Here is a 19,588-nt window from a genome sequence, read left to right on the forward strand (position 1 = left end):
AATACAGGCGAATTATAGGAAGTGCGCTTTTTTGAAGCTGTCAAAATCAGACGTGTTTTTTTAGTGCGCTTTCAGTTTTCTAAAAACTCCCGACTGATATTCACTATAAATTGATTCTTATACTTTCTATTCTCTCAGCATCAATCATTGCGCATATTTTTACCTTGAACGATTTCTCATACATCACTGATATCCAACAATCTGCGATTAAACACACGCGTTTGATCCAAATTCGCGGGCGCGTTACACAAGTCACCGGCACCATTATCAAAGCTGTCGTCCCTGGCGTTCGTGTAGGTGAACTGTGTGAGTTGCGTAATCCCGATCAAACTCTGTCTTTGTTAGCGGAAGTGGTTGGCTTCCAGCAGCATCACGCTTTGCTCACCCCGTTAGGAAATATGTTTGGGATTTCCTCAAATACAGAAGTAAGCCCAATGGGCAAAATGCACGAAGTGGGTGTTGGCGACCACCTGTTAGGTACAACGCTTGACGGGCTTGGGCGTCCTTTCGATGGTACGCAGAGTCAGGAACCAAGTGCTTGGTATCCTGTTTATCGCGATGCGCCACCACCAATGCAACGTAAACTGATTGAAAAGCCAATCTCTCTTGGCGTTCGATCCATTGATGGGCTACTGACCTGTGGTGAAGGTCAGCGCATGGGTATTTTTGCAGCGGCTGGCGGGGGTAAAAGTACCCTACTGGCTAAACTGATTCGCTCCGCAGAAGTTGACGTGACCGTTCTCGCCTTAATTGGTGAACGCGGACGCGAAGTGCGCGAGTTTATTGAGCATGACCTAGGCGAAGAAGGAATGGCCAAATCGGTTTTAGTGGTCGCTACCTCTGATCGCCCAGCAATGGAGCGCGCCAAAGCCGCTTTTGTTGCCACTTCTATCGCAGAATATTTTCGTGACCAAGGTAAACGCGTGCTACTGCTGATGGATTCTGTAACGCGTTTCGCCCGCGCACAGAGGGAGATTGGACTAGCCGCAGGCGAGCCACCAACACGACGTGGCTATCCGCCTTCCGTTTTTGCCGCTTTGCCAAAGCTGATGGAACGAGCTGGACAATCAGACAAAGGATCAATTACAGCACTGTACACCGTGTTGGTGGAAGGTGACGACATGACAGAGCCTGTCGCGGATGAAACTCGCTCCATTTTAGATGGGCACATCATTCTCTCGCGTAAACTTGCCGCAATGAACCATTACCCTGCGATTGATGTACTTCGGTCAGCAAGCCGAGTGATGAATCAAATCGTTGAATCCGATCATCAGGCGTCTGCTGCTCATATTCGCGAAATGTTAGCTAAGTATGAAGAAGTTGAACTGCTAATCAAAATTGGCGAATACCAACATGGCGCAGATAGCCGAGCGGATATGGCCATTGCACAAAGTGATGATATACGCGCCTTTTTACGCCAAGGCACTCATGAACTAAGCGATCTTGATGGCGCTATCGCTCAACTTAAAGGGATGGCAAAACAATGATAGAACGCTTATTAGAAATCAAAAAAATTCGCGCTGACCGTGCGGATAAAGCCGTCAAGCGTCAAGAATACCGAGTGTCAAACGCCGCAGCACAGGTTCAAAAGGCCGAACGTTCTGTCGCGGACTATCACGTTTGGCGCCAGGAAGAAGAAGAGCGACGTTTTGCTAAAGCAAAACAACAAACGCTCGTTCTTAAAGAGCTGGAAACATTAAGACAAGAAATCGCGTTGTTAAGAGAGAGAGAAGCCGAACTTAAACAACGTGTGGCCGAGTCAAAAAAAGCGCTTGAAATCGAACGCTCGGCACTTAAAGAAAAGCAAAAAGAGGCGCGACAAGCCCATAAAACCAAAGAAAAATTCGTTCAGTTGCAGCAACAAGAAGTCGCGGAAAAATCGCGAGAAAGGCAATACCAAGAAGAACTCGAACAGGAAGAGTTTCGCACTGTCGACATTATCTAAAGGTTCACTATGCGCATTACCCCAACAACTGAAGCATCGAATACGCTGCACAAATCAACGCCAGAACAAGCGCCTCTCGAGAAGGAGGCCGAGCTTCAATCACAATTCGAGCATGCAATGACGAAGAAGCCTAGCAAGGGAAAGGAGTCTATCGTTGGGAATCCCCAAAAAAATCATACTGGCGAAAAAGACATACCGCTAAGGCATAAGACATCTCAAGGTCTAGATAAGAAACATAACCTATCGAACCAAGAAGCCAACGCTGACAAAAACATCTCCACCTTAAACGGTCAAAGTGACGTCGTCACTAAGAGAGACGTAGAGAAATCGCAAGACGACGCAGCAAATAGCGAAGAAATAATTAGCGAAAACAATAAACTGCTTAAAAATGACGGAAAAAGCGATGGCGACACAGTTCTAAGCTCCCCTTCTACCGAGCTTGTTGATCCTCACTTTCAAGCTCATTTGAAAGATGACAAACCGACGCCGATGGATAAACGTATCTCACCGGATTGTCTCTCTACGCTTGAATCTGGCTTGCTCCCCCAAAGTGCGACAGCGACAGAGCTCGCTCAAGATGGGATTAACATTGTTGGCCTAACGAAAAAGCAAACTGAAAAAACGCACAATAAGCGTGCAACTCCGCCGCTACAGAATACAGGCAAACGATCAGACCAAACTGATGGCCTGCCTGAAACCAAGCCTCTTGAAAAAATCGTGACGAAAAGCGCACTATTCGCCGTTAAAACGGATGAAGAAAAAGTGCCTTCTCAGCCCTTTGCAAGTGCGGTAACACAAGGCGATGTCATCCTAAAAAGTGTTGCTTCGCAGGCTCAACCAAGCCCAACGCGAGACGTAAACCAATTACTCCAGCAATTGGTGGACAAAATCTATGTTGCTCTGCCAACCGCATCGGACAACAAAGAGGTTCGGCTGTTTCTAAGTGAAGGGCAATTAAAAGGTGGTGAAATCCACATCAAGTTGGACGCTCAAGGGTATAGCGTGACGATTCGACAAGAGCATGCCCTTTCCATTATTAGCCAGCAAGCTAGACAAGATCTTGCTGAACGGCTAAACCGATTCGGCGGTGAGCAGCCACTTCGCTTAGCGATCAGCGAACAAACTCAACAGCTCGATCAACAACAACATGAACAACAACACTCACGCCAACAACGCAGCGTGTATGAAGAATGGCAAGCGGAGAATGACCTATGACGCCGTTAATAATCCCCAAAGTGGATGCAGAAAGTATCGCGCTCAGCAATCAACTTTGTGCAAAACAGTGCCACTTCCAAGGGACTGATGGTCAGAGCGTATCGATTACTGTTGCTCAAATCCCTTCATTTGAAGGGTTCCGTTTAACCACGTTGATTGGAGGGCAAACCCTACAAGTAGACTTTTCTCGTGCGCAGCTCCAACATTGGCTGAAATCGACCTTAAATGCTACTGCGTTTGAGTCCCTGCCTAACTCCCTCCAGTTAGCACTTTTGAGCTCACAGATAGAACCGCATAGTGAGGCAATCAAAGCGCTATTTGGTCAGTTACCCATTCTTAGTCAACTACAGCCGTTAGAGGCGAGCCAGGCCCAAGAGCATACTTTAATGTTAACCCTCAATAAGCCTAACGGCTCTCTTTGTTTGTGGGTTAGCGAAGGATCAGACGTGTTGTTGGATGCGCTACCAAACAGCGCTGCTCTACAAGCTCGACACCTCGCTTTACCTGTGTGGTTAAGTCTTGGAAGGACCCATTTGACGTTAAGCGAATTTAATTCGCTCGAGCTGGGAGATGTCATCTTTTTTGACGATGGTTACATCGCCAAGCAACAAGCCATTTTTCAAGTATCTAACCAGAATCTCTGGCGCTGCCAGCTAGATGACCAAACTCTTCACATTATTGAAAAAGAAACCAATATGAATGACGTAAACACTTCAGAAATGTTAACCGACCACCAGCAACTGCCTGTGGAACTCACGTTTGATATCGGCCATCAAACCATCACGCTAGAGCAGCTTAACCAGCTTCAGCCAGGGCACGTATTCGAGCTAAACCAGCCTGTATCTAAGCCGGTAACATTGCGTGCCAACGGCAAAATCATTGGTGAGTGTGAACTGGTTAATGTTAACGAACATTTAGGTGTGCGCGTACTGGAGCTGTTCGGTGGCACGCAGGAGCCAGCATGATCCAGTTACCCGACGAGCTCAATCTCATTGTCAGCTTAGCACTGCTGGCACTGATCCCATTTATCGCTATGATGGCGACGTCGTTTGTGAAACTCGCCGTTGTATTCTCACTGCTGCGTAACGCTCTCGGTGTACAGCAAATTCCGCCGAATATGGCGCTTTACGGATTGGCTATCATTCTGTCAATTTTCATCATGGCTCCCGTCGGGTTTGAAACCTACGACTACGTAAAGCAGCATGATATCTCCCTTGAAGATTCTGCAAGTGTAGAAGGCCTCATTGAAAGCGGTTTACAGCCTTATCGAGAATTTTTGAAAAAGCATATTCGGGAAACCGAAGCCATATTCTTCACTGATGCTGCACGCACATTGTGGCCACAGAAGTACGTAGACCGTTTAGAGTCGGACAGCTTATTGCTCTTACTGCCCGCATTTACCGTCAGCGAGCTTACTCGCGCTTTTGAAATTGGCTTTCTGTTGTACTTACCGTTCATCGCTATTGACCTAATTGTGTCGAATATCCTACTAGCGATGGGGATGATGATGGTATCGCCAATGACGATTTCCCTCCCCTTCAAATTGCTGCTTTTTGTCTTGCTTGACGGCTGGACAAAGCTCACCCACGGCTTAGTGTTGAGTTACGGTTAATCACGGAGAAAGTATGCATTCTGCTGAAATCATTCATTTCACGACTCAAGCATTAACCCTAGTGTTGTACTTGTCATTACCGCCGATTTTAGTCGCAGCATTGGTTGGTACATTGGTGTCGCTTATTCAGGCGTTAACTCAGGTCCAAGAACAAACGTTAGGCTTTGTGGTCAAGCTTATCGCGGTCATTATTACGCTGTTCGTCACAACGCAATGGCTAGGGGCAGAGCTCCACGCCTTCGCCTCGCTTGCTATGGATAAAATTCCTCAAATACGATGAGTTATCACGACTTACACCAGGCTTTATTTTTGTACAGCCTGACGTTACCTAGGTTAATGGCATGCTTCATCTTTTTGCCTATTTTGAGCAAGCAAATGTTAGGCGGCACCATGGTGAGAAATGGTGTGCTTTGCTCACTCGCACTGTTTATATTTCCGATGATTAATCAGCAAAGCTTGCCCGCAGAAACCGACGGCATTTGGCTGATAGTGATTTTGGGTAAGGAGGTATTAATTGGGCTATTGATAGGGTTTGTTGCTGCTATCCCTTTTTGGGCGATAGAAGCGGCCGGTTTTCTGGTCGACAACCAACGTGGGGCTGCCATGGCAAGTATGTTTAACCCAACGCTAGGCTCACAATCCACACCAACAGCGGTATTACTGACCCAAACGTTGATTACCCTGTTCTTCTCTGGCGGGGGCTTTGTCACTTTTATCTATGCGTTATTCAAAAGCTATACATCTTGGCCGATCGTGGACTTTTTCCCAACCGTTAGCGACGCATGGGTGAGCTTCTTCTACACGCAATTTGAACAGCTTATGTGGCTTGGTGTGTTGATGTCCGCTCCATTAGTGTTGGCAATGTTTCTTGCTGAGTTTGGTCTAGCGCTTATCAGTCGTTTTGCACCGCAATTGAATGTTTTTTTCCTTGCCATGCCAATAAAAAGTGCCATCGCGAGTGTTTTACTGATCGTGTATCTCGGAATAATGATGGATCACTTTGAAGTACAGTTTTACGGCATTACCCGATTCGCAGAACAACTCAATACCATTTGGCAATAACGCTTAGGATTCTTTATGAGTGCAGAAAAAACAGAGCAACCCACCGCAAAAAAGTTACGCGATGCTCGGCAGAAAGGTCAGGTTGCCAAAAGCCAAGAAATCGTATCGTCTGCATTAATTTTGGCGCTCATAATTGTACTGTTTGCGTTCGCCGATTATTACATGTCGCACATCTCAGCGCTTATTCTCCTACCAAGTAAGCTTGCTTATCAGGGTTTCCAAGATGCGCTAGTCGATGTCGCTATCGCCATCGCAAAAGAAATTGCCTATCTACTCGCTCCGATTATTCTAGTTGCTGCACTCGTCGCCATCTTTTCCAATATGGGGCAGTTCGGGTTCCTATTTAGTGGTGAATCCGTTAGACCCGACATCAAAAAGATCAATCCCGTCGAAGGTGCCAAACGCATTTTTTCCCTCAAGAGTGTGATTGAGTTTATCAAGTCGATCCTTAAAGTCTCTCTTCTTTCCTGCATTATCTGGGTGACATTACGCGGTAACATCAACGCTTTAATGCAAATTCCAACTTGTGGGCTAGAATGTGTCCCGACCATTACTGGCGTCATGATTAAACAATTAATGATTATCTCTTCGGTAGGCTTCATCGTCATCGCTGCCGCAGATTTTGCGTACCAGAAGTTTGATCACACGAAAAAGCTCAAAATGAGCAAGGATGAAGTGAAGCGCGAATACAAAGAGATGGAAGGCAGTCCAGAAATAAAAAGCAAACGTCGTCAGTTGCACCAAGAGCTACAAGCCTCCAATCAACGCGAAAACGTTAAACGTTCTAATGTATTAGTTACAAACCCAACACATATCGCGGTTGGCCTTTATTACAAGAAAGGCGAAACGCCCCTGCCCGTCATCACTTTGATGGAAACCGATGCGGTAGCCAAACGTATGGTCGCAATCGCTAAAGAAGAAGGCGTTCCTGTGATGCAAAAAGTCCCTCTTGCTCGTGCACTATACGCCGACGGTAACGTCGACCAGTACATCCCAAGCGATCTTATTGAGGCAACTGCGGAAGTGCTTCGTTGGTTGGCTTCGTTAGAGTCCGAGGCGGACTAACAAACCACATCCCATTCAAGATCTGGGCTTACAACTGCCCAGCTTTCAACCTCGATACTTTCAACGCTATAATGCGGTATCCTTTAACTGTATGTTGTTTTTATGAAATCTAGCTTAAGCATTCGCTCCTACACGAAACGTATGAGCCGACATACTCATAGTGATTATCATCAACTGGTGCTTCCTCTCCAGGGCAACATACATATTGATATGGATAGTTATGTCGGAAAGGTGGCGGTTGGCGACTGCATAGTCATCCCCAAAAGTTGTGCTCACGGTTTTAATGCCGAAGAGTCATCACGCTTTATTGTTGCGGATATGACCACTTTGCCCACTCATTTGATGGATAATAGTGTGGCTGTGTTTTCGATTAGCCCGCCTCTACTGAGCTTTATCCAGTTTGTCGAAAAGCAACTTGAGTATCAGGTTAATGATGAAATTGAAAACTCAATGGTTGCAACCTTCTATCTGTTGCTGGAGCAGCAAAAGCGGTCTCGCTCCGTGGATTCGCGTATTCGAGATGTACAGGTTTTGATCGCCGAGCAGCTTGATCAGCCACTCACCATTGCCTCGTTAGCGAATGCCGCTTGCTTGAGTCCGACGCAATTTAAAAAACTTTTTAAAGAGCAATTAAAAGTAAGCGTCCATAAGTACATTACACTACAACGTATGGAAAAAGCCAAAGCACTACTGACTCATACAGACCTTCCAGTTCAGTTGATAGCTGAACGAGTTGGCTATAGTGATCTTTCCGCGTTTAGTCGACGGTTTTCAATGCATTTTGGTATGTCTCCTAGAGAGTTTTCCCGATAGTCACTAAAATAGTCTTCTGGAACAAGTATTCCGTCTTTTCAGCACAAAAATCTCTATCGCTTTCTTTTATTCTTTCTACCCTAAAACAGCCATTCACTAGGTAGAAATTACAGTGTTAAAAAAACATTTCACCGACTATCAATTAGGAACTTTATCCATACTTTTTGCTTCAACCCTGTGGGGAACGACGGGCACCGCTGCCAGCTTGGCACCGGATGTCAGTGCTCTCGCCATTGGCGCATTTTCTATGGGTATTGGTGGATTTATGCAAGCATGTCTGTCTGCGAAGTCACTGAAGAGAGATTTTCGAAAAGTCGTACATAAGAAGAAAACGTTACTGGTTAGTATTATCGCCTTAGCCACCTACCCACTGGCTTTTTATTCATCAATGCGATTCGCTGGTGTGGCTATTGGTACGGTTATTTCTATCTCCACTGCTCCTTTCTTTTCTGCTTTGTTAGAGTGTCTCTTTAGCCGAAATCAGACCATAACCAAGCGCTGGATGATGAGTTTCGCAATCGGGGTCATTGGCATTACCTTGTTGCTGGCTTCTGAGTCATCCGCAAATAGCTTATTTGATCAGGATATGAAGCATTGGGGTGTATTACTTGGCCTATTGGCAGGTTTGACGTACGCCATTTACTCATGGGGAGTAAAGGCTATGATTGACCACGGCATTGAATCGCAAACGGCCATGGGAAGTGTTTTTGGTATTGGTGGAGTTTTGCTTCTACCAACACTTTTTATCACGGGTGATAATCTATTTGCATCGTCAACTAATACGACGGTCATGCTCTACATGGCCTTGATTCCAATGGGGTTAGGTTACGTCGCTTTTGGGTTTGGGCTACGGTTTGTTACAGCCAGTGGAGCTAGTATACTCACGCTATTTGAACCTGTTATCGCAGCAGCACTAGCAGTTGCGATTGTTGGGGAAGAAATTTCTCTCATTGGTTGGGTTGGTATAACGTTGACACTTGTGTGTTTGTTTCTTCAGTCGAAAAATTAAATTCAATGGCGATGAGCCAGCCCCAAAAAGTAACGCTGACGGTAGATAAAGTAAGGAGCAGCACCTACTCCCTACTTTACCATTTGAAATTACACCCAGCCTTCTGCCAAGTACATCAATCGCAATTGACTTGGTGAGCCTAGTTTTTCTAGCGCATCTAATTGGACGTCACTCAGGTTTGGGCATTTATCAAGATAAACCCGTCCGTTTGCTGCATCTAGGGGGAGCTTGTAGGTGAGCTTTTCGTTGATTTTACTTGCTTCCCCTTTATCAATCGCTCGAACAGCTGGCATGAGCCAATCCCAATCTTCTCCTAACAGTTTTTTAAATGCCCCGTTAGCAATAGACTCGGTTTTACTTGGTGCATCCTCTGGGCTTAGCTTCAAGATAGAGTCTACGTCAGGGACCAAGTGCTCACTTGGTTCTGAACCCAACATCTTTTTCAGTGTTAATCGAGCGGCTTCCATCTCTTGTGCCTCTTTAGGCGCTTGAGGAGAAGTCATTGCAGTATCCTCCTTAGGGCCAAGGTACGCCATTAATGCGCGGACAGAAGCCGGATCTTGCATACTGAAGGTAAAGTCTCCTTTTGCATTGGAAACTTCAAGTCTAGGTAAAACACCAGACATTTCGCCTTGCATAAGTTGCTCTTTTACTTCCGTATTTAACCCGTATGCCCCAGCTTGGTTCGCCACAAAGCCACCGCCGCTCATGATAGCAGTCGTTGCTGCAGAACCGATTGCCTCTTTTGCTATCGGTGTGACGCCCACCGTTGCTACAGAGCTAACACCGAACGTGCCCAGGCTCCCCGTCGCCATACCTAACGTAGCTCCAATGCCACCTTCAGCCGACAGTATCGCATGACCTTGAGCCAAGGTTTGCTGCATCGGCATAGAAAGACGTTGATCTCGCCCTGGCAGCTGTGAAATTTGTTCTAACTGATGATGGTAAGCCTCAGCATCACCATTTACGGCCGCTTTGTGCAGCTCTCGACCTGTAGAAATCAATAAGCCAACGCCAGGTAATGCCAAGTTAATAACGGCGTTAACACCAGAACCTTTTAGCTTTTCTTTGCCCATCTGCAGCAGTTCAGCAGCAAAGCCATCCATTTTTCCCGGATACTGGGCTTCTAAGCTCACCTGCATACGCGGATCTTTGCTGATCGCATCAAACGTATTTTTAAGCTGCTGGTACGTATCGCTGCTCACTTTTATTTCATCCAATAGGCTGACAACTTCTAAGATTTTACGCTCAGTAAGTGGCTCACCGCGATAGCCTGAAGGACTCACTAGGGAGTAAGCCAACAGCGCAACCTCAGGTTTTTCTTGCTTAAGTAGCGCTTGTTTTAAATCAAGGTGAGTTTTGATGTTTTCTTGGAAAAACTTAGTGTATTTGCTTCTCAATACGCCTTCGTGAATAGAAGCAAACTTGTGACCTTTGTGGAATGTGGAAGGTTCTTTTACTTCACCTCTTTTACTGATCACTCGGTCATCTTTTTGCGCAGCAACTGCACGAAACTGCTCTAGATCAGGTACTGGGCTTTGGCTGATTTTTTGTGTTGTATTAACCATTTTTCTCTCCTACACACGAAGTGATTGAACATGAGCTTGTTCATGATTAGAGGTGGTTGGAATCGCTTGATCCAACATTGCGAAACGCGCTTGCCACAGCTCGGCCTGTTCAATAACTTCGTGAAACCAAGCGGTAAGGTTCGTCGTATTTAGATGCTCAACGGGTTTACGTCCTGCTAAGACAAGCTGTCGACCGTTTGGAGCCAAAGCAAGTGCGAGGTTGCCACTACCAATTCCTTGATAGTTAGCATGAGCAAGAAGCTCTAAACCTTTTAGTCGTTGTTCACCGGACTTTTCTAACCCTCCGAACGTTACAGACAACATCAAATCATCCGTATCAGTCGCGATGAAATACAACATGTAGCGATCATCGACCAGTAGCTGACAACGTTCATTTTCTTCAAAATTCAGTTCGGGCAACTCATTGAGTTGGCAAAACTCCAAGAGCAGTTGTTGAATCGTGTTCATAACTTTTTCCTTTTGTTTCAATAACTCTATTGAACAACGATTGCAGATTGAACGATGTCGGTAATGGCTTTATTTTTGTCACTTTTTCGCCTTCATTGTGAGGTTTTCCGCAGAAATCTCGCTCTAAAAACGAGTTTCCAGAGTAATAAAAAAGAGCAGCTCAGGGCTGCTCTTTCAATAAAGGTTAGATGCTTAGCATGGTGTATTTGCTCACTTCTTTTGCAGATTGACTAACCCAGTTTATGGCTATCAAAAATGACTTCTGTTGGCGGGAACATATTCGAAACAGGTGGTCGTTGTGCATCTCCAAACATTGGTGCACCGAATGCAGATGTCGCCCACGGGTCAACAATTTTCACATCCTTACTCCACGTTGATGGATCTTTTATGTCGCTCCCCTCTTGTCGGCCAATCAGTACATAAAGGTGTGTACCTGAATGACCCTTTTTAAACGCAACCACTTCTACTTTGGGTTCACTTTCAGGTGTTCCTGACATGCCTTGAATCATCTCAGCGGCGGCAGCAAAGGCAAATGTAGTACAGCAGCCGGCTTTCGCGGTTTGTACTGCCTTAGCAATGTTCTGTAGAGTGCTTAATTGCGGTGCGGTTCCTCTTTGTGCTGCAGCTTGAACTCCGTTTGCGGACATCGTCGCTCTGTGATCTTGCATGATTCGCGCTTGATCCGCGTGAAGCTCTTTTAGTCGTGGCTTTCCTTTTGTTTCATAAAACTGTGACCCCTTAACACCGAACGTATTTAAGTCCGTACAGGCAAAATCACCAAGCTTTTGAAGGTTGGCTTTATGCTCGTTGATAAGCGCGACACTCGATGAGGCTTTATTGGTTTTGGAAGAAGAGGCTGCCGTTTGTGCAGTGGGCCAATTTGAGCTAGGACCAGACGACAATCTCTCAAGATTTTTCAGGCTCCCAAGCGTTAACTTGTTTTCACCGTTCAACACATTTTTCAGCATGAGCTTCGCGACATCTTTAGGAATACCCTGCTTAGTAAGCAGGTTCACTACAATATCTTTCGCTTTATTCTGGTGGCTAATACGCGCGCTGATACTTTTATTTTTTGGTGCGCCCTCTTTAACAAAAATATCTTTGCCGTTGTGTGCTCGAACCTCTTTGTCGTCAGCTTGATTTTGTGTCGCCAAATGTGACGTTAACTGACTCAACGAGTGCATGTGCGATGTATTAATATTGACCATGTGTGATGCCTTAAACTTGAATAAATGCGTGTACGTCTGTTTGGCTAAAATCTACAACCGTGTTGTTTTGAAATAACTGTACCCAAGTATCAACTAATTCATTCAACTGAATGATTAAGTTAGCAATGTTGGTGAGTTCACTTCCAGCCGCGATAGCAACTTGAAGAACAACGTCTTTGCGTGTTGGATTCACACAAAACTGCACACCACCTGTTTCTCGATACAAGAAGTTGTATTCAAGTAAAACTTGAAGTTTATCTAGCGTAATATCATCTTGTTCTATAAGCAGGTTTTTGGAAATCAATAACTCGCCTTTTTCCTCTACGAGCAGAACATCGACACTGTTGTTTTCAGCAAAATGCAGTGACCACATTTGATCGTCATACGCTGTCACGCGCTCAAGGTTCAGCACTTCTCCTAGCTCAGAGAGAAGCATATTAATCTTTCCTGTATCCATGTTGTGTCCTGTCTAATTTATTATAACTAAGTGACATCGATATATTTATTGCAGCGAAGCCACTTGGGTATAACGGCTCATTTAAATAAGCGAATAAGGATAAAAGAGATTTTATGGCGGGATAGAAACCGACACTTTATTTCAACGTCTCATTTTTATTGCTATTAGCCGTTTTATTGAGAAGAAAAATTAAGGTTAAGCTGGAAAATAAAAGAGCGGCAATCGCCGCTCCAAAAATTAAATAGAAGTAAAAAATCACTTAATACCGTGAAGGCTATTTTCTGCATCCATAGCTAAAGGATTGAACGAGTCGTTACGAAGTTCTGCTATCGCGTATAGCATGCGCCCCATGCGACCATTTCCATCGGTAAAGCCATGGTACCCGATAACTCCAGCGAACAAATGTTTACCTAAGTCTTTATCTTCTACAGGGTTCTCTTTCAAAAAGCCTTCAATGTGCTGCTTTAACATGCCCTCACCGCCAATACTTGACGGCAAAGTGCCACCCGAAATATTTGGCCCTCGGTAATCACGCTCAACATTAGGCACCAATCGAGCGTGTAGCTCTTTTAGGTTTTCCATATTCAATAAGTCTTTACCATTAGACGCGTATTCTTTCAGTAAAGACGTAATATTTTCGGCATCGTTTCCTTTAGAGTTAGAAGCATTAATGATCCACGCCGCAGCTCTTTCAACATTATTGGTTACGCCACTTTTGTTAAACGCGTCCTCTGCCAGTCCTTCAGCGTATACACCTTGGCTTAGATCGGTGCTTGCTAGACCTTCGATATGACGTTGCGCCGATTTAAGATGCATCACCTCCATATCAAACACCGCTTGCATTTGATTAATGCTACCTGCCGGGTTTTTCTGCGCTGCAGATACACCACCGCCGTAGTCTTTTACTACACGTCCAGCAAGCGACTTCGCTGCACTTTCGCCAATCAGTGATGTGAGGTTTTTACCAGAATCGGTTTCTAACATTGCCTCTGTCATCGCTCGCTCTGCTAACTGGTTTAGCTCAGCAGAGTTCGACTGAACTGATTTACTGTCTAACTTCGCAAAGGCATTTAAGACATCTGATGCGGTTTTTATGCTTCCATCTTTGAAGAACATTTGTCCATGCTCAACAGAAGAAGCAGCTTGTAAACGCTGAGCTTGTCCTTGCTCATTATCAAATACGGCTTTTGTAAGGGCTTTCGCTACCGATTGTGGGCTACCTTCGCGAAACAGTTTTCCTGTCGCTTCAAAAAATCGCGCTACTGCACCATTCGTAGGATTGGCGCGAGTAAATTCTTGGGTCGCTGCGTTGATTTGGTATTCTTTGTCACCAATACTCAGCTTACCTTCATTAAGTATCTCGTTACGAGCTTGCGGCATGGCGGCCTGCAACGCGCTAACACTTCCAAAACTGATCATGTTTTAAACCCTTAATGTGGAAAAATGAGTGGTATTCGTTTCCGGTACTTCGGTTGTTTTATTGGTTACTTCTTGTGTATTCGCACTTTTTAACCACTCGATGAAATTCGCAAATGACTCATCGAAAAAAGATGCAGTTAGCAGTTGCTGAGGCAGGTGTATGAAACCGATATATCCGGTCTCTTCCTCCCAGCATACCGCTGGAGAGCCTTGCGTTAAGGCATCTTTCATATGTTGATGCAAAATATCAGCACTCGGTTTATCACCTGAAATCAGCCCGATAAGCGTCACACGCTCTTCTTGTGCACGAATTGTGATTGCTGTGTTTTGCTCAACGAGTAGATGGCAACAATCATCCTCATCAAAAACCAACGGCTCCAATTGGCAGCGGCTGGCAAAATCTGTCAGTAAAGAAGTTATAAATCCATTAGCCATTCGACTAAATAATCCTATTTTTGTTGTTTTAGAGGCGCTGCTTGGTTGCAACACTTATCAACTAAGCAGCTTTCTTAGGTGTATTCTTAAGGATTTATGGCAGTGAATATTTTAGAAATGGTCGGATTTTTTTTGTTTAAAGGCATTAAAATGAAAAAACTCAGCAAGTGCTGAGTTTTTGAGGTTTATTCATGAATCGTAATTTTACGCTCGCTGAGCTGCTTCACCATGGCTTGCTTTAATGCATGCAGCTGTCCATCAATACTGGCGTCGATGATCCCAACTTCTGTTTCCAAAATGCAGCCTCCATTTTTCAAGCGCGCATCTGCTACCACGTCAACGTAACCGACTTCAGGGAAATCACTTAATACTCCAGCCACCTTTTCTCTCACCTCAACAACCTGCTCTGGGTGGACATGTAAAATGACCTGCTTTTGGTTACTCACCAGTTGCAACGCTTCTCGAACTACACTCACCGTGGTATCGACATCATCGAAGGTATCGATGATCTTACGTACTGCTTCTAACACCACATCTGTCATTTTTTCTTCGACTTGCTGATAGTAGTCATTACAACGTGCTAAGGTTTCAACCATCGTTTGCGCATTTTCAATCTTGGCTTGTGCAAGGCCATCTTGATAACCACGTTGTTTTTCGCTTTCGTAGGCTTGTTGGGCATTAGCAATGATGCTCTCAGCTTTGGAGTTCGCGGCTTCAACTAAGTGTTGCGAATCCAGATAACTGGCATAATCTTTCGCTTTCAGCACCTTTAAGCCAGGTGCCAGCTGCAAATTGTCTGTTTTTATTTCAACAAATGAAACCATTGAGGAATAACCTGTTTTGCGATTTTTTTTGTGAGTCGATACGCCAGATCTCGTTGATCCGCTTCCAACCAGTTAGCTGTTTCCGCGTTTTCGCTAAGTTGCTTTTCTAATTTGAATTGCCAACGAAGAACAACATCTTCTGGTGAGTTAATCAAAATAAACCTCATCCAAAAATATCCTAGCGCCCTCGTGCTTGCTTCAACAGACCTTTCATCCAGTAGTTCTGGTAACGCACGCTGCCAGCCTTGCGGCCAGTTGGATAACAGCATCGGCCCGTTTTGAATTAAGAACCGAGCTCCTTCCAAACCAAAAACGTTGTTCAAAACCTGTTTCGGATGTTTTAAAACAACGCTTCGCATCGCAACGCAATGCAAAGCTCCACCCACCATCAATACGAGTTGATTCAACGCGTCTGTCGGGAGCAATGCCAAACTATGACAAGGTCTGTTAAAAGCCATCTCAGGAACGGGAGATAACGCCCACTCATTGATACACCATTGGTTGAACATGGGGTTATCTCTCCAGCCTTCGATATTTAGTAACCAAGGCTGCTTTTGCTCTATCCAACTTCTATGGATGTACTGGCAAGGCGCATAGTTAAACTGGTGTTGTACCTGCGCGAGTGGTGTTTCTGGTTTAACCACGCTTCGTGTTCCTACGACACCATGTAAAAGTAGCGATATTCGAGCCGATGAGTGCCGCTACCAAGAACACCAAAATGGCGATAAGATTATTCGCCGTCTCTTTGGTGACCTGAACCGACAAAATGCTTTTAAATTGATTGTTTTGAGTAGCAACTCGAACCTCTGATGAGGGTACCATCACTACGCTGATTCGATCGTAGTTCAACCCCTCAATACTGTTGTTCACTAATAATTTGATCTGCGGAACATATGAATCAAGCGCAATATCTGCCGCGTGTTTAATAAATACGGAGGCAGAAGCTGGAGTTGGACGCTCTCCTGGACGCAGATCTTGATCTTCCAAAACAACATGAACACGTGCCACTAGCACGCCATCAATCTGAGATAAGGTTGAGGAGAGCTCTTGAGATTTCGCGTATACCAAACGTGCTCGTTCTGCTAATGGTGACGAGATCAAATCGTCTTTGGGAAACACTTCTTTCAGTGTGGAAAACTGCTCTCTTGGATAACCTTTTCGCTTTAGCGCATCTACCGCGAAGGCGATTTGAGAACTGTCTACCATTAACTTGACGGTGTTGTCTTTGTCAGGTTCTTTTGTTGCAACGACACCTTCGGATAGTAAGATCGACAACATCTCATTACCCTCTTTCTGAGTAACGTTGGTGTATAACTCGGTCTGACAACCTACCAGAAACAACGTGAGCATGATGAAAACTGCTCTCATTTTATTCATCATCACTATTGTGCCTTCAATAAGGTTTCTACGTTTTGTGTGGTTTTACCCACGGTTTTCGCGATCAGCTCTTCTTGAAAAGTAATGCGTGTCAGCGCCCACTGCATTTGCAGTAATTGCGCCGGATCATCACCCACCATCTTCATGTTGTCTTGCAGGTTACTTTTCGCGTTATCGATAGTGTTTTTCAACTCGCTGATGTTTTCTAGCAAACCTCCCTCCAGGCCATTACTTGCCTCGGGAACCGACATGGCTTGCTCAAAACGTTCGCTTAAACCGTCTTCGACTTGCGCATCCTGCAACTTATCAATGTTGGTTTGCATCACCTCGGTGTACTGCGTGTTTATCATATGTACTCCTAAGATAAATCTAACTTGTGACTGTGAGTCATGATGTTTTTCACCATCGCATTTTTTTGGATCATGAAGCTAAGTTCATCACGAACCATGTCCAGTGTTGATGCCATATCAGGTAACGACTTCAACTCTGCCCAGCAATGCCATAAGGCTTGTTCTTTCTGGGCACCCAGTGGAAAATGCTGCGCTAGCATTGCTTTTAGTGCTGTTTTATCAGCAGGTGGTTCGGCAATAAGCTGTCCCGAAAAATTCCCTAGTAACTCCTGCTTCAACACCTTTAACAAATCAGATTGTGGCTGCTCGTTGCCTTTTGCACTCTTCGCCTCATGAAAGGCGTACCACATTGCCTCTCGTTTAACTTGAGGGTCGGAAAACGCTTCATTTAACGATGATAAGACACTTTGTTTACTGACAACCTCTGCGTCTTTTAATGATTCGTACCACGCTTTAATCTCCGCCAGTTTCGCTTCTGTTTTCTCTAGCGTCTCTTTTGGAGAAACATGTGAAACTTGCTCTTGCTTGTCACTTCGCTCCATGAGTGCTTTCATCTTGTCTTCATCGCTCCGCTCATAATGGCGCGACTCCGACTGACGCAAAGATTGGTGTTGAAGACTTAGGTTACTTGAATCAATGATCATCCAAGATTCCTAATGTCCTGAGAAAAGCTCGCAGCAAATGCTTGGCTTTCTTCGCTTCCTTGTGACGCAAGTTCTACCCAGCTTTCCGCTTTGCTCAGTAAACCGGCTTTGGCAGAAGCAAGAGCCGCTAAGCTGATCAGATCTGGATAGGCATTACAAAGTGGTTCGAGTAATTGATGAGCCTCTTCATACAAGCCTTTATTCATGAGGCTCATTGCACGAATCATCGCAACGGTCTCTTCAGAACCTGAGCTTGCTTCAAGGCCATCTGCAATCGTGTTGGCTTCTTGATGACGATGCATACCTGTTGCCATCAGCGCGATTTCAGCCAGCAGTTGGCGCGTTTCTCGTTCCATGCTTTACACCTTCTGGAGAATCGACTGCATCACATCTTTAATCGCACGAGTCGTGGTCGCATTGATATTGTAAACAACAGACCATTTGTTGATCGCGTGCTGAAGCTCGGCAAGCTTTGATGGATCATCGGCATTGGTTTCTAGATTCTTGATGGCTGCCGTCACTTCTGTGTTGGCATCTTTCGCTTGTTGTTCTAACTTAGCTTTAACATCATCAAGGTTTACACTGTTACTAGCATCGTAAAATGACATAAGACTTCCTCGTATTTTTTAGTTAGCTTCGTATGATTCAACGACCGCCTGGGCGGCAGTGTAAGCTTCATACTGTTTGAGTAGTAATTGGTACTGCTGTGGTGAGCACCCTAAATCCAACTGACGTTTCACCACCGCTTGTGCTTCTAAGAGCTTGCTCTTAATCTTGTGCACTTCCGCACCGTTTGTGTCGTTATTTAAAATTTGTTCAAGATTTGTCATTGTTCGTCTCACCTTCATATCCAAGTTCTATTGTTATCACCCGCCCGCCTTTAACCAACTCAATACCAGCAGGTGTAACACTGGATATTCGGTAGCCCTGAGGCGTTCTTGCACCGACCATATAGCGAACGTTATCGGTCAGAATCACATATGGAACCTGGCCAAAGTTAACGCTACGAAACGGGAAATCGATGTTGGTGCCTTTATTCACCTTAGGTATGGATTTCAAAACTAAGTACGGTTTCTCACCATATTGTTCCCGGAAGTCTCGGGTCACACCGTAAAATCGAGTCGTTTCGATATCATCAAGCTCACCACGAACTTCGATGCGATCACCGCTGGTGACCAACTGGACTTTTTTCAGTAGCTCCGCATCCGTCAATAACGCTTTTAGCGTATCCATGTAGGCACCCGCTCGCTGCAGTTCAACCTTCCACGCAATAAGACCCGGCACGTCTCGCTCCAAGATTTGTTCAACTTGGTTCCAGCGGCTTGCATCATCGATATAGCCCGTCAGCAGCAGTGTGCCGGTCTCATCGCCATTTTCGACTTTCACTTGGTGATAGCCGAGGTTGCGCAAAATAAATCGAACCCCGCGACGGATTTCTTCCATCGTTCTTAAGTCACTTTTGTAATTGATGCCCAATACATCAATTCGACCAAGCAGATCGAGTTTCTGTGTTCGGTCTTCAACATAGCCCTCTAGGACTGCTTGGCGTGCGGCGGCATTCCATTCCACACGAACGTCGCTAAGTTTGAGCTCGCCTAAGATGTTACGTACCAAAACAATGGGTTCTGCTTCTGTAACAATTTCATTGCCGTTAGCTTGGCTGTACCACATACCGGCAAAAATGACACTCGGGACAAAACTACAAAGCAAAGCGATGAGCGTTGTTTTTTTCCAGCTAGAGCGTTGCACAGCAACCACAGGTGTATTCTGTTGGCTAGATTCGTCGCTGACGTTACTCACAATTAACGCATCTTCCGCGTATCCCAGAGCGAACTTCACAACGCCGACCGAGACAATAGCATGGCGTGACAACTCGATACCATCACCTGCAACAGCGATGTCTTCACTGTTAATATTTGCCTCTTCGCAGCCTCGTAAAATGACCGAGTCTTGCTGGCAAACGAGGGTGAAATGGTTCGCTTCGACCCCAGCATCAGACAGTACAAGATCAGCAATAAAGTCGTCACTGCCAAGCACGAGAGCACCTTCAGGTAAGGTGACTTCTACTCCGGTATGCACGCCTGATAAAATACGAATTTTCCATTGCTGCATCGCGA

Annotated in this window: 25 protein-coding genes; 10 read left to right on the forward strand and 15 right to left on the reverse strand. The window is 45.2% G+C overall.

Annotation, left to right across the window (positions count from 1 at the left end; translation table 11 throughout):
- Positions 1 to 164 precede the first annotated feature (164 nt).
- The 10 genes from vscN to R7E29_RS00370 all read left to right on the forward strand — a co-directional run bounded on the left by vscN (position 165) and on the right by R7E29_RS00370 (position 8,721).
- The gene (gene vscN, locus R7E29_RS00325; RefSeq protein WP_054576988.1) at positions 165 to 1,487 is read left to right on the forward strand and encodes a SctN family type III secretion system ATPase VscN; all 1,323 of its coding nucleotides are present in this window, start codon (positions 165 to 167) and stop codon (positions 1,485 to 1,487) included.
- Positions 1,484 to 1,945 (forward strand): type III secretion protein, encoded by a 462-nt coding sequence (locus R7E29_RS00330; RefSeq protein WP_005377236.1) that lies wholly within the window; start codon positions 1,484 to 1,486, stop codon positions 1,943 to 1,945. The genes vscN and R7E29_RS00330 overlap by 4 nt, the downstream gene beginning before the upstream one ends.
- A 9-nt stretch (positions 1,946 to 1,954) precedes the next feature.
- On the forward strand, positions 1,955 to 3,160 hold the full coding sequence (locus R7E29_RS00335; RefSeq protein WP_054576987.1) for a type III secretion system needle length determinant: 1,206 nt from the start codon (positions 1,955 to 1,957) through the stop codon (positions 3,158 to 3,160).
- On the forward strand, positions 3,157 to 4,125 hold the full coding sequence (vscQ, locus tag R7E29_RS00340; protein WP_054576986.1) for a SctQ family type III secretion system cytoplasmic ring protein VscQ: 969 nt from the start codon (positions 3,157 to 3,159) through the stop codon (positions 4,123 to 4,125). The genes R7E29_RS00335 and vscQ overlap by 4 nt, the downstream gene beginning before the upstream one ends.
- Complete coding sequence (gene vscR / locus R7E29_RS00345) at positions 4,122 to 4,772, forward strand: SctR family type III secretion system export apparatus subunit VscR (protein WP_005377232.1); 651 nt, start codon at positions 4,122 to 4,124, stop codon at positions 4,770 to 4,772. The genes vscQ and vscR overlap by 4 nt, the downstream gene beginning before the upstream one ends.
- Before the next feature lie 13 nt (positions 4,773 to 4,785).
- A complete protein-coding gene (gene vscS, locus R7E29_RS00350; RefSeq protein ID WP_005377227.1) occupies positions 4,786 to 5,052 on the forward strand; it encodes a SctS family type III secretion system export apparatus subunit VscS in 267 nt (88 codons plus the stop codon).
- On the forward strand, positions 5,049 to 5,834 hold the full coding sequence (gene sctT, locus R7E29_RS00355; protein WP_054576985.1) for a type III secretion system export apparatus subunit SctT: 786 nt from the start codon (positions 5,049 to 5,051) through the stop codon (positions 5,832 to 5,834). Before vscS ends, sctT begins: the two co-directional genes overlap by 4 nt.
- Before the next feature lie 15 nt (positions 5,835 to 5,849).
- Complete coding sequence (gene vscU / locus R7E29_RS00360) at positions 5,850 to 6,899, forward strand: SctU family type III secretion system export apparatus subunit VscU (protein WP_054576984.1); 1,050 nt, start codon at positions 5,850 to 5,852, stop codon at positions 6,897 to 6,899.
- A 102-nt stretch (positions 6,900 to 7,001) separates the two neighbouring features.
- On the forward strand, positions 7,002 to 7,712 hold the full coding sequence (locus R7E29_RS00365) for a helix-turn-helix domain-containing protein (RefSeq protein ID WP_054576983.1): 711 nt from the start codon (positions 7,002 to 7,004) through the stop codon (positions 7,710 to 7,712).
- 106 nt (positions 7,713 to 7,818) lie between these two features.
- On the forward strand, positions 7,819 to 8,721 hold the full coding sequence (locus R7E29_RS00370) for a DMT family transporter (protein ID WP_372587967.1): 903 nt from the start codon (positions 7,819 to 7,821) through the stop codon (positions 8,719 to 8,721).
- Between the two features lie 89 nt (positions 8,722 to 8,810).
- Here the strand turns inward: R7E29_RS00370 and R7E29_RS00375 are convergent, their stop codons facing one another.
- The 15 genes from R7E29_RS00375 to sctD all read right to left on the reverse strand — a co-directional run bounded on the left by R7E29_RS00375 (position 8,811) and on the right by sctD (position 19,583).
- Positions 8,811 to 10,289, reverse strand: a complete 1,479-nt coding sequence (locus R7E29_RS00375) for a hypothetical protein (protein ID WP_053304391.1) — start codon at positions 10,287 to 10,289, stop codon at positions 8,811 to 8,813.
- A gap of 9 nt (positions 10,290 to 10,298) precedes the next feature.
- Positions 10,299 to 10,757, reverse strand: a complete 459-nt coding sequence (locus R7E29_RS00380) for a CesT family type III secretion system chaperone (RefSeq protein ID WP_005377211.1) — start codon at positions 10,755 to 10,757, stop codon at positions 10,299 to 10,301.
- Positions 10,758 to 10,987: 230 nt separating this feature from the next.
- The gene (vopR, locus tag R7E29_RS00385) at positions 10,988 to 11,965 is read right to left on the reverse strand and encodes a type III secretion system effector VopR (protein WP_054576981.1); all 978 of its coding nucleotides are present in this window, start codon (positions 11,963 to 11,965) and stop codon (positions 10,988 to 10,990) included.
- A 10-nt stretch (positions 11,966 to 11,975) separates the two neighbouring features.
- Positions 11,976 to 12,422: a type III secretion system chaperone gene (locus R7E29_RS00390; RefSeq protein ID WP_054576980.1), complete on the reverse strand. Its 447-nt coding sequence runs from the start codon at positions 12,420 to 12,422 to the stop codon at positions 11,976 to 11,978.
- A 255-nt stretch (positions 12,423 to 12,677) separates the two neighbouring features.
- A complete protein-coding gene (locus tag R7E29_RS00395; protein WP_054576979.1) occupies positions 12,678 to 13,841 on the reverse strand; it encodes a VopS family T3SS effector adenosine monophosphate-protein transferase in 1,164 nt (387 codons plus the stop codon).
- Positions 13,842 to 13,844: 3 nt separating this feature from the next.
- The gene (locus R7E29_RS00400) at positions 13,845 to 14,276 is read right to left on the reverse strand and encodes a type III secretion system chaperone (protein ID WP_054576978.1); all 432 of its coding nucleotides are present in this window, start codon (positions 14,274 to 14,276) and stop codon (positions 13,845 to 13,847) included.
- Between the two features lie 185 nt (positions 14,277 to 14,461).
- Positions 14,462 to 15,100, reverse strand: a complete 639-nt coding sequence (locus R7E29_RS00405) for an HrpE/YscL family type III secretion apparatus protein (protein WP_053304387.1) — start codon at positions 15,098 to 15,100, stop codon at positions 14,462 to 14,464.
- Entirely contained in the window at positions 15,079 to 15,744 is a 666-nt protein-coding gene (vscK, locus tag R7E29_RS00410) for a SctK family type III secretion system sorting platform protein VscK (RefSeq protein WP_054576976.1), read from the reverse strand. Before vscK ends, R7E29_RS00405 begins: the two co-directional genes overlap by 22 nt.
- Positions 15,737 to 16,483: a type III secretion system inner membrane ring lipoprotein SctJ gene (sctJ, locus tag R7E29_RS00415; RefSeq protein WP_086012989.1), complete on the reverse strand. Its 747-nt coding sequence runs from the start codon at positions 16,481 to 16,483 to the stop codon at positions 15,737 to 15,739. Before sctJ ends, vscK begins: the two co-directional genes overlap by 8 nt.
- Positions 16,483 to 16,827, reverse strand: coding sequence for a type III secretion system inner rod subunit SctI (gene sctI / locus R7E29_RS00420; RefSeq protein ID WP_005387149.1), 345 nt, complete (start codon positions 16,825 to 16,827; stop codon positions 16,483 to 16,485). The genes sctJ and sctI overlap by 1 nt, the downstream gene beginning before the upstream one ends.
- A gap of 8 nt (positions 16,828 to 16,835) precedes the next feature.
- A complete protein-coding gene (locus tag R7E29_RS00425; protein WP_025768115.1) occupies positions 16,836 to 17,471 on the reverse strand; it encodes a YopR family T3SS polymerization control protein in 636 nt (211 codons plus the stop codon).
- On the reverse strand, positions 17,468 to 17,827 hold the full coding sequence (locus R7E29_RS00430; RefSeq protein WP_005377200.1) for a YscG family type III secretion system chaperone: 360 nt from the start codon (positions 17,825 to 17,827) through the stop codon (positions 17,468 to 17,470). The genes R7E29_RS00425 and R7E29_RS00430 overlap by 4 nt, the downstream gene beginning before the upstream one ends.
- Before the next feature lie 3 nt (positions 17,828 to 17,830).
- A complete protein-coding gene (gene sctF, locus R7E29_RS00435; RefSeq protein ID WP_005377199.1) occupies positions 17,831 to 18,079 on the reverse strand; it encodes a type III secretion system needle filament subunit SctF in 249 nt (82 codons plus the stop codon).
- Between the two features lie 18 nt (positions 18,080 to 18,097).
- Positions 18,098 to 18,301 (reverse strand): EscE/YscE/SsaE family type III secretion system needle protein co-chaperone, encoded by a 204-nt coding sequence (locus tag R7E29_RS00440; RefSeq protein WP_054576975.1) that lies wholly within the window; start codon positions 18,299 to 18,301, stop codon positions 18,098 to 18,100.
- Complete coding sequence (sctD, locus tag R7E29_RS00445; protein ID WP_213906743.1) at positions 18,288 to 19,583, reverse strand: type III secretion system inner membrane ring subunit SctD; 1,296 nt, start codon at positions 19,581 to 19,583, stop codon at positions 18,288 to 18,290. The genes R7E29_RS00440 and sctD overlap by 14 nt, the downstream gene beginning before the upstream one ends.
- Positions 19,584 to 19,588: the final 5 nt, after the last annotated feature.

It is taken from the genome of Vibrio sp. Vb1729, from assembly GCF_033338655.1.
Lineage (GTDB): Bacteria > Pseudomonadota > Gammaproteobacteria > Enterobacterales > Vibrionaceae > Vibrio > Vibrio alginolyticus.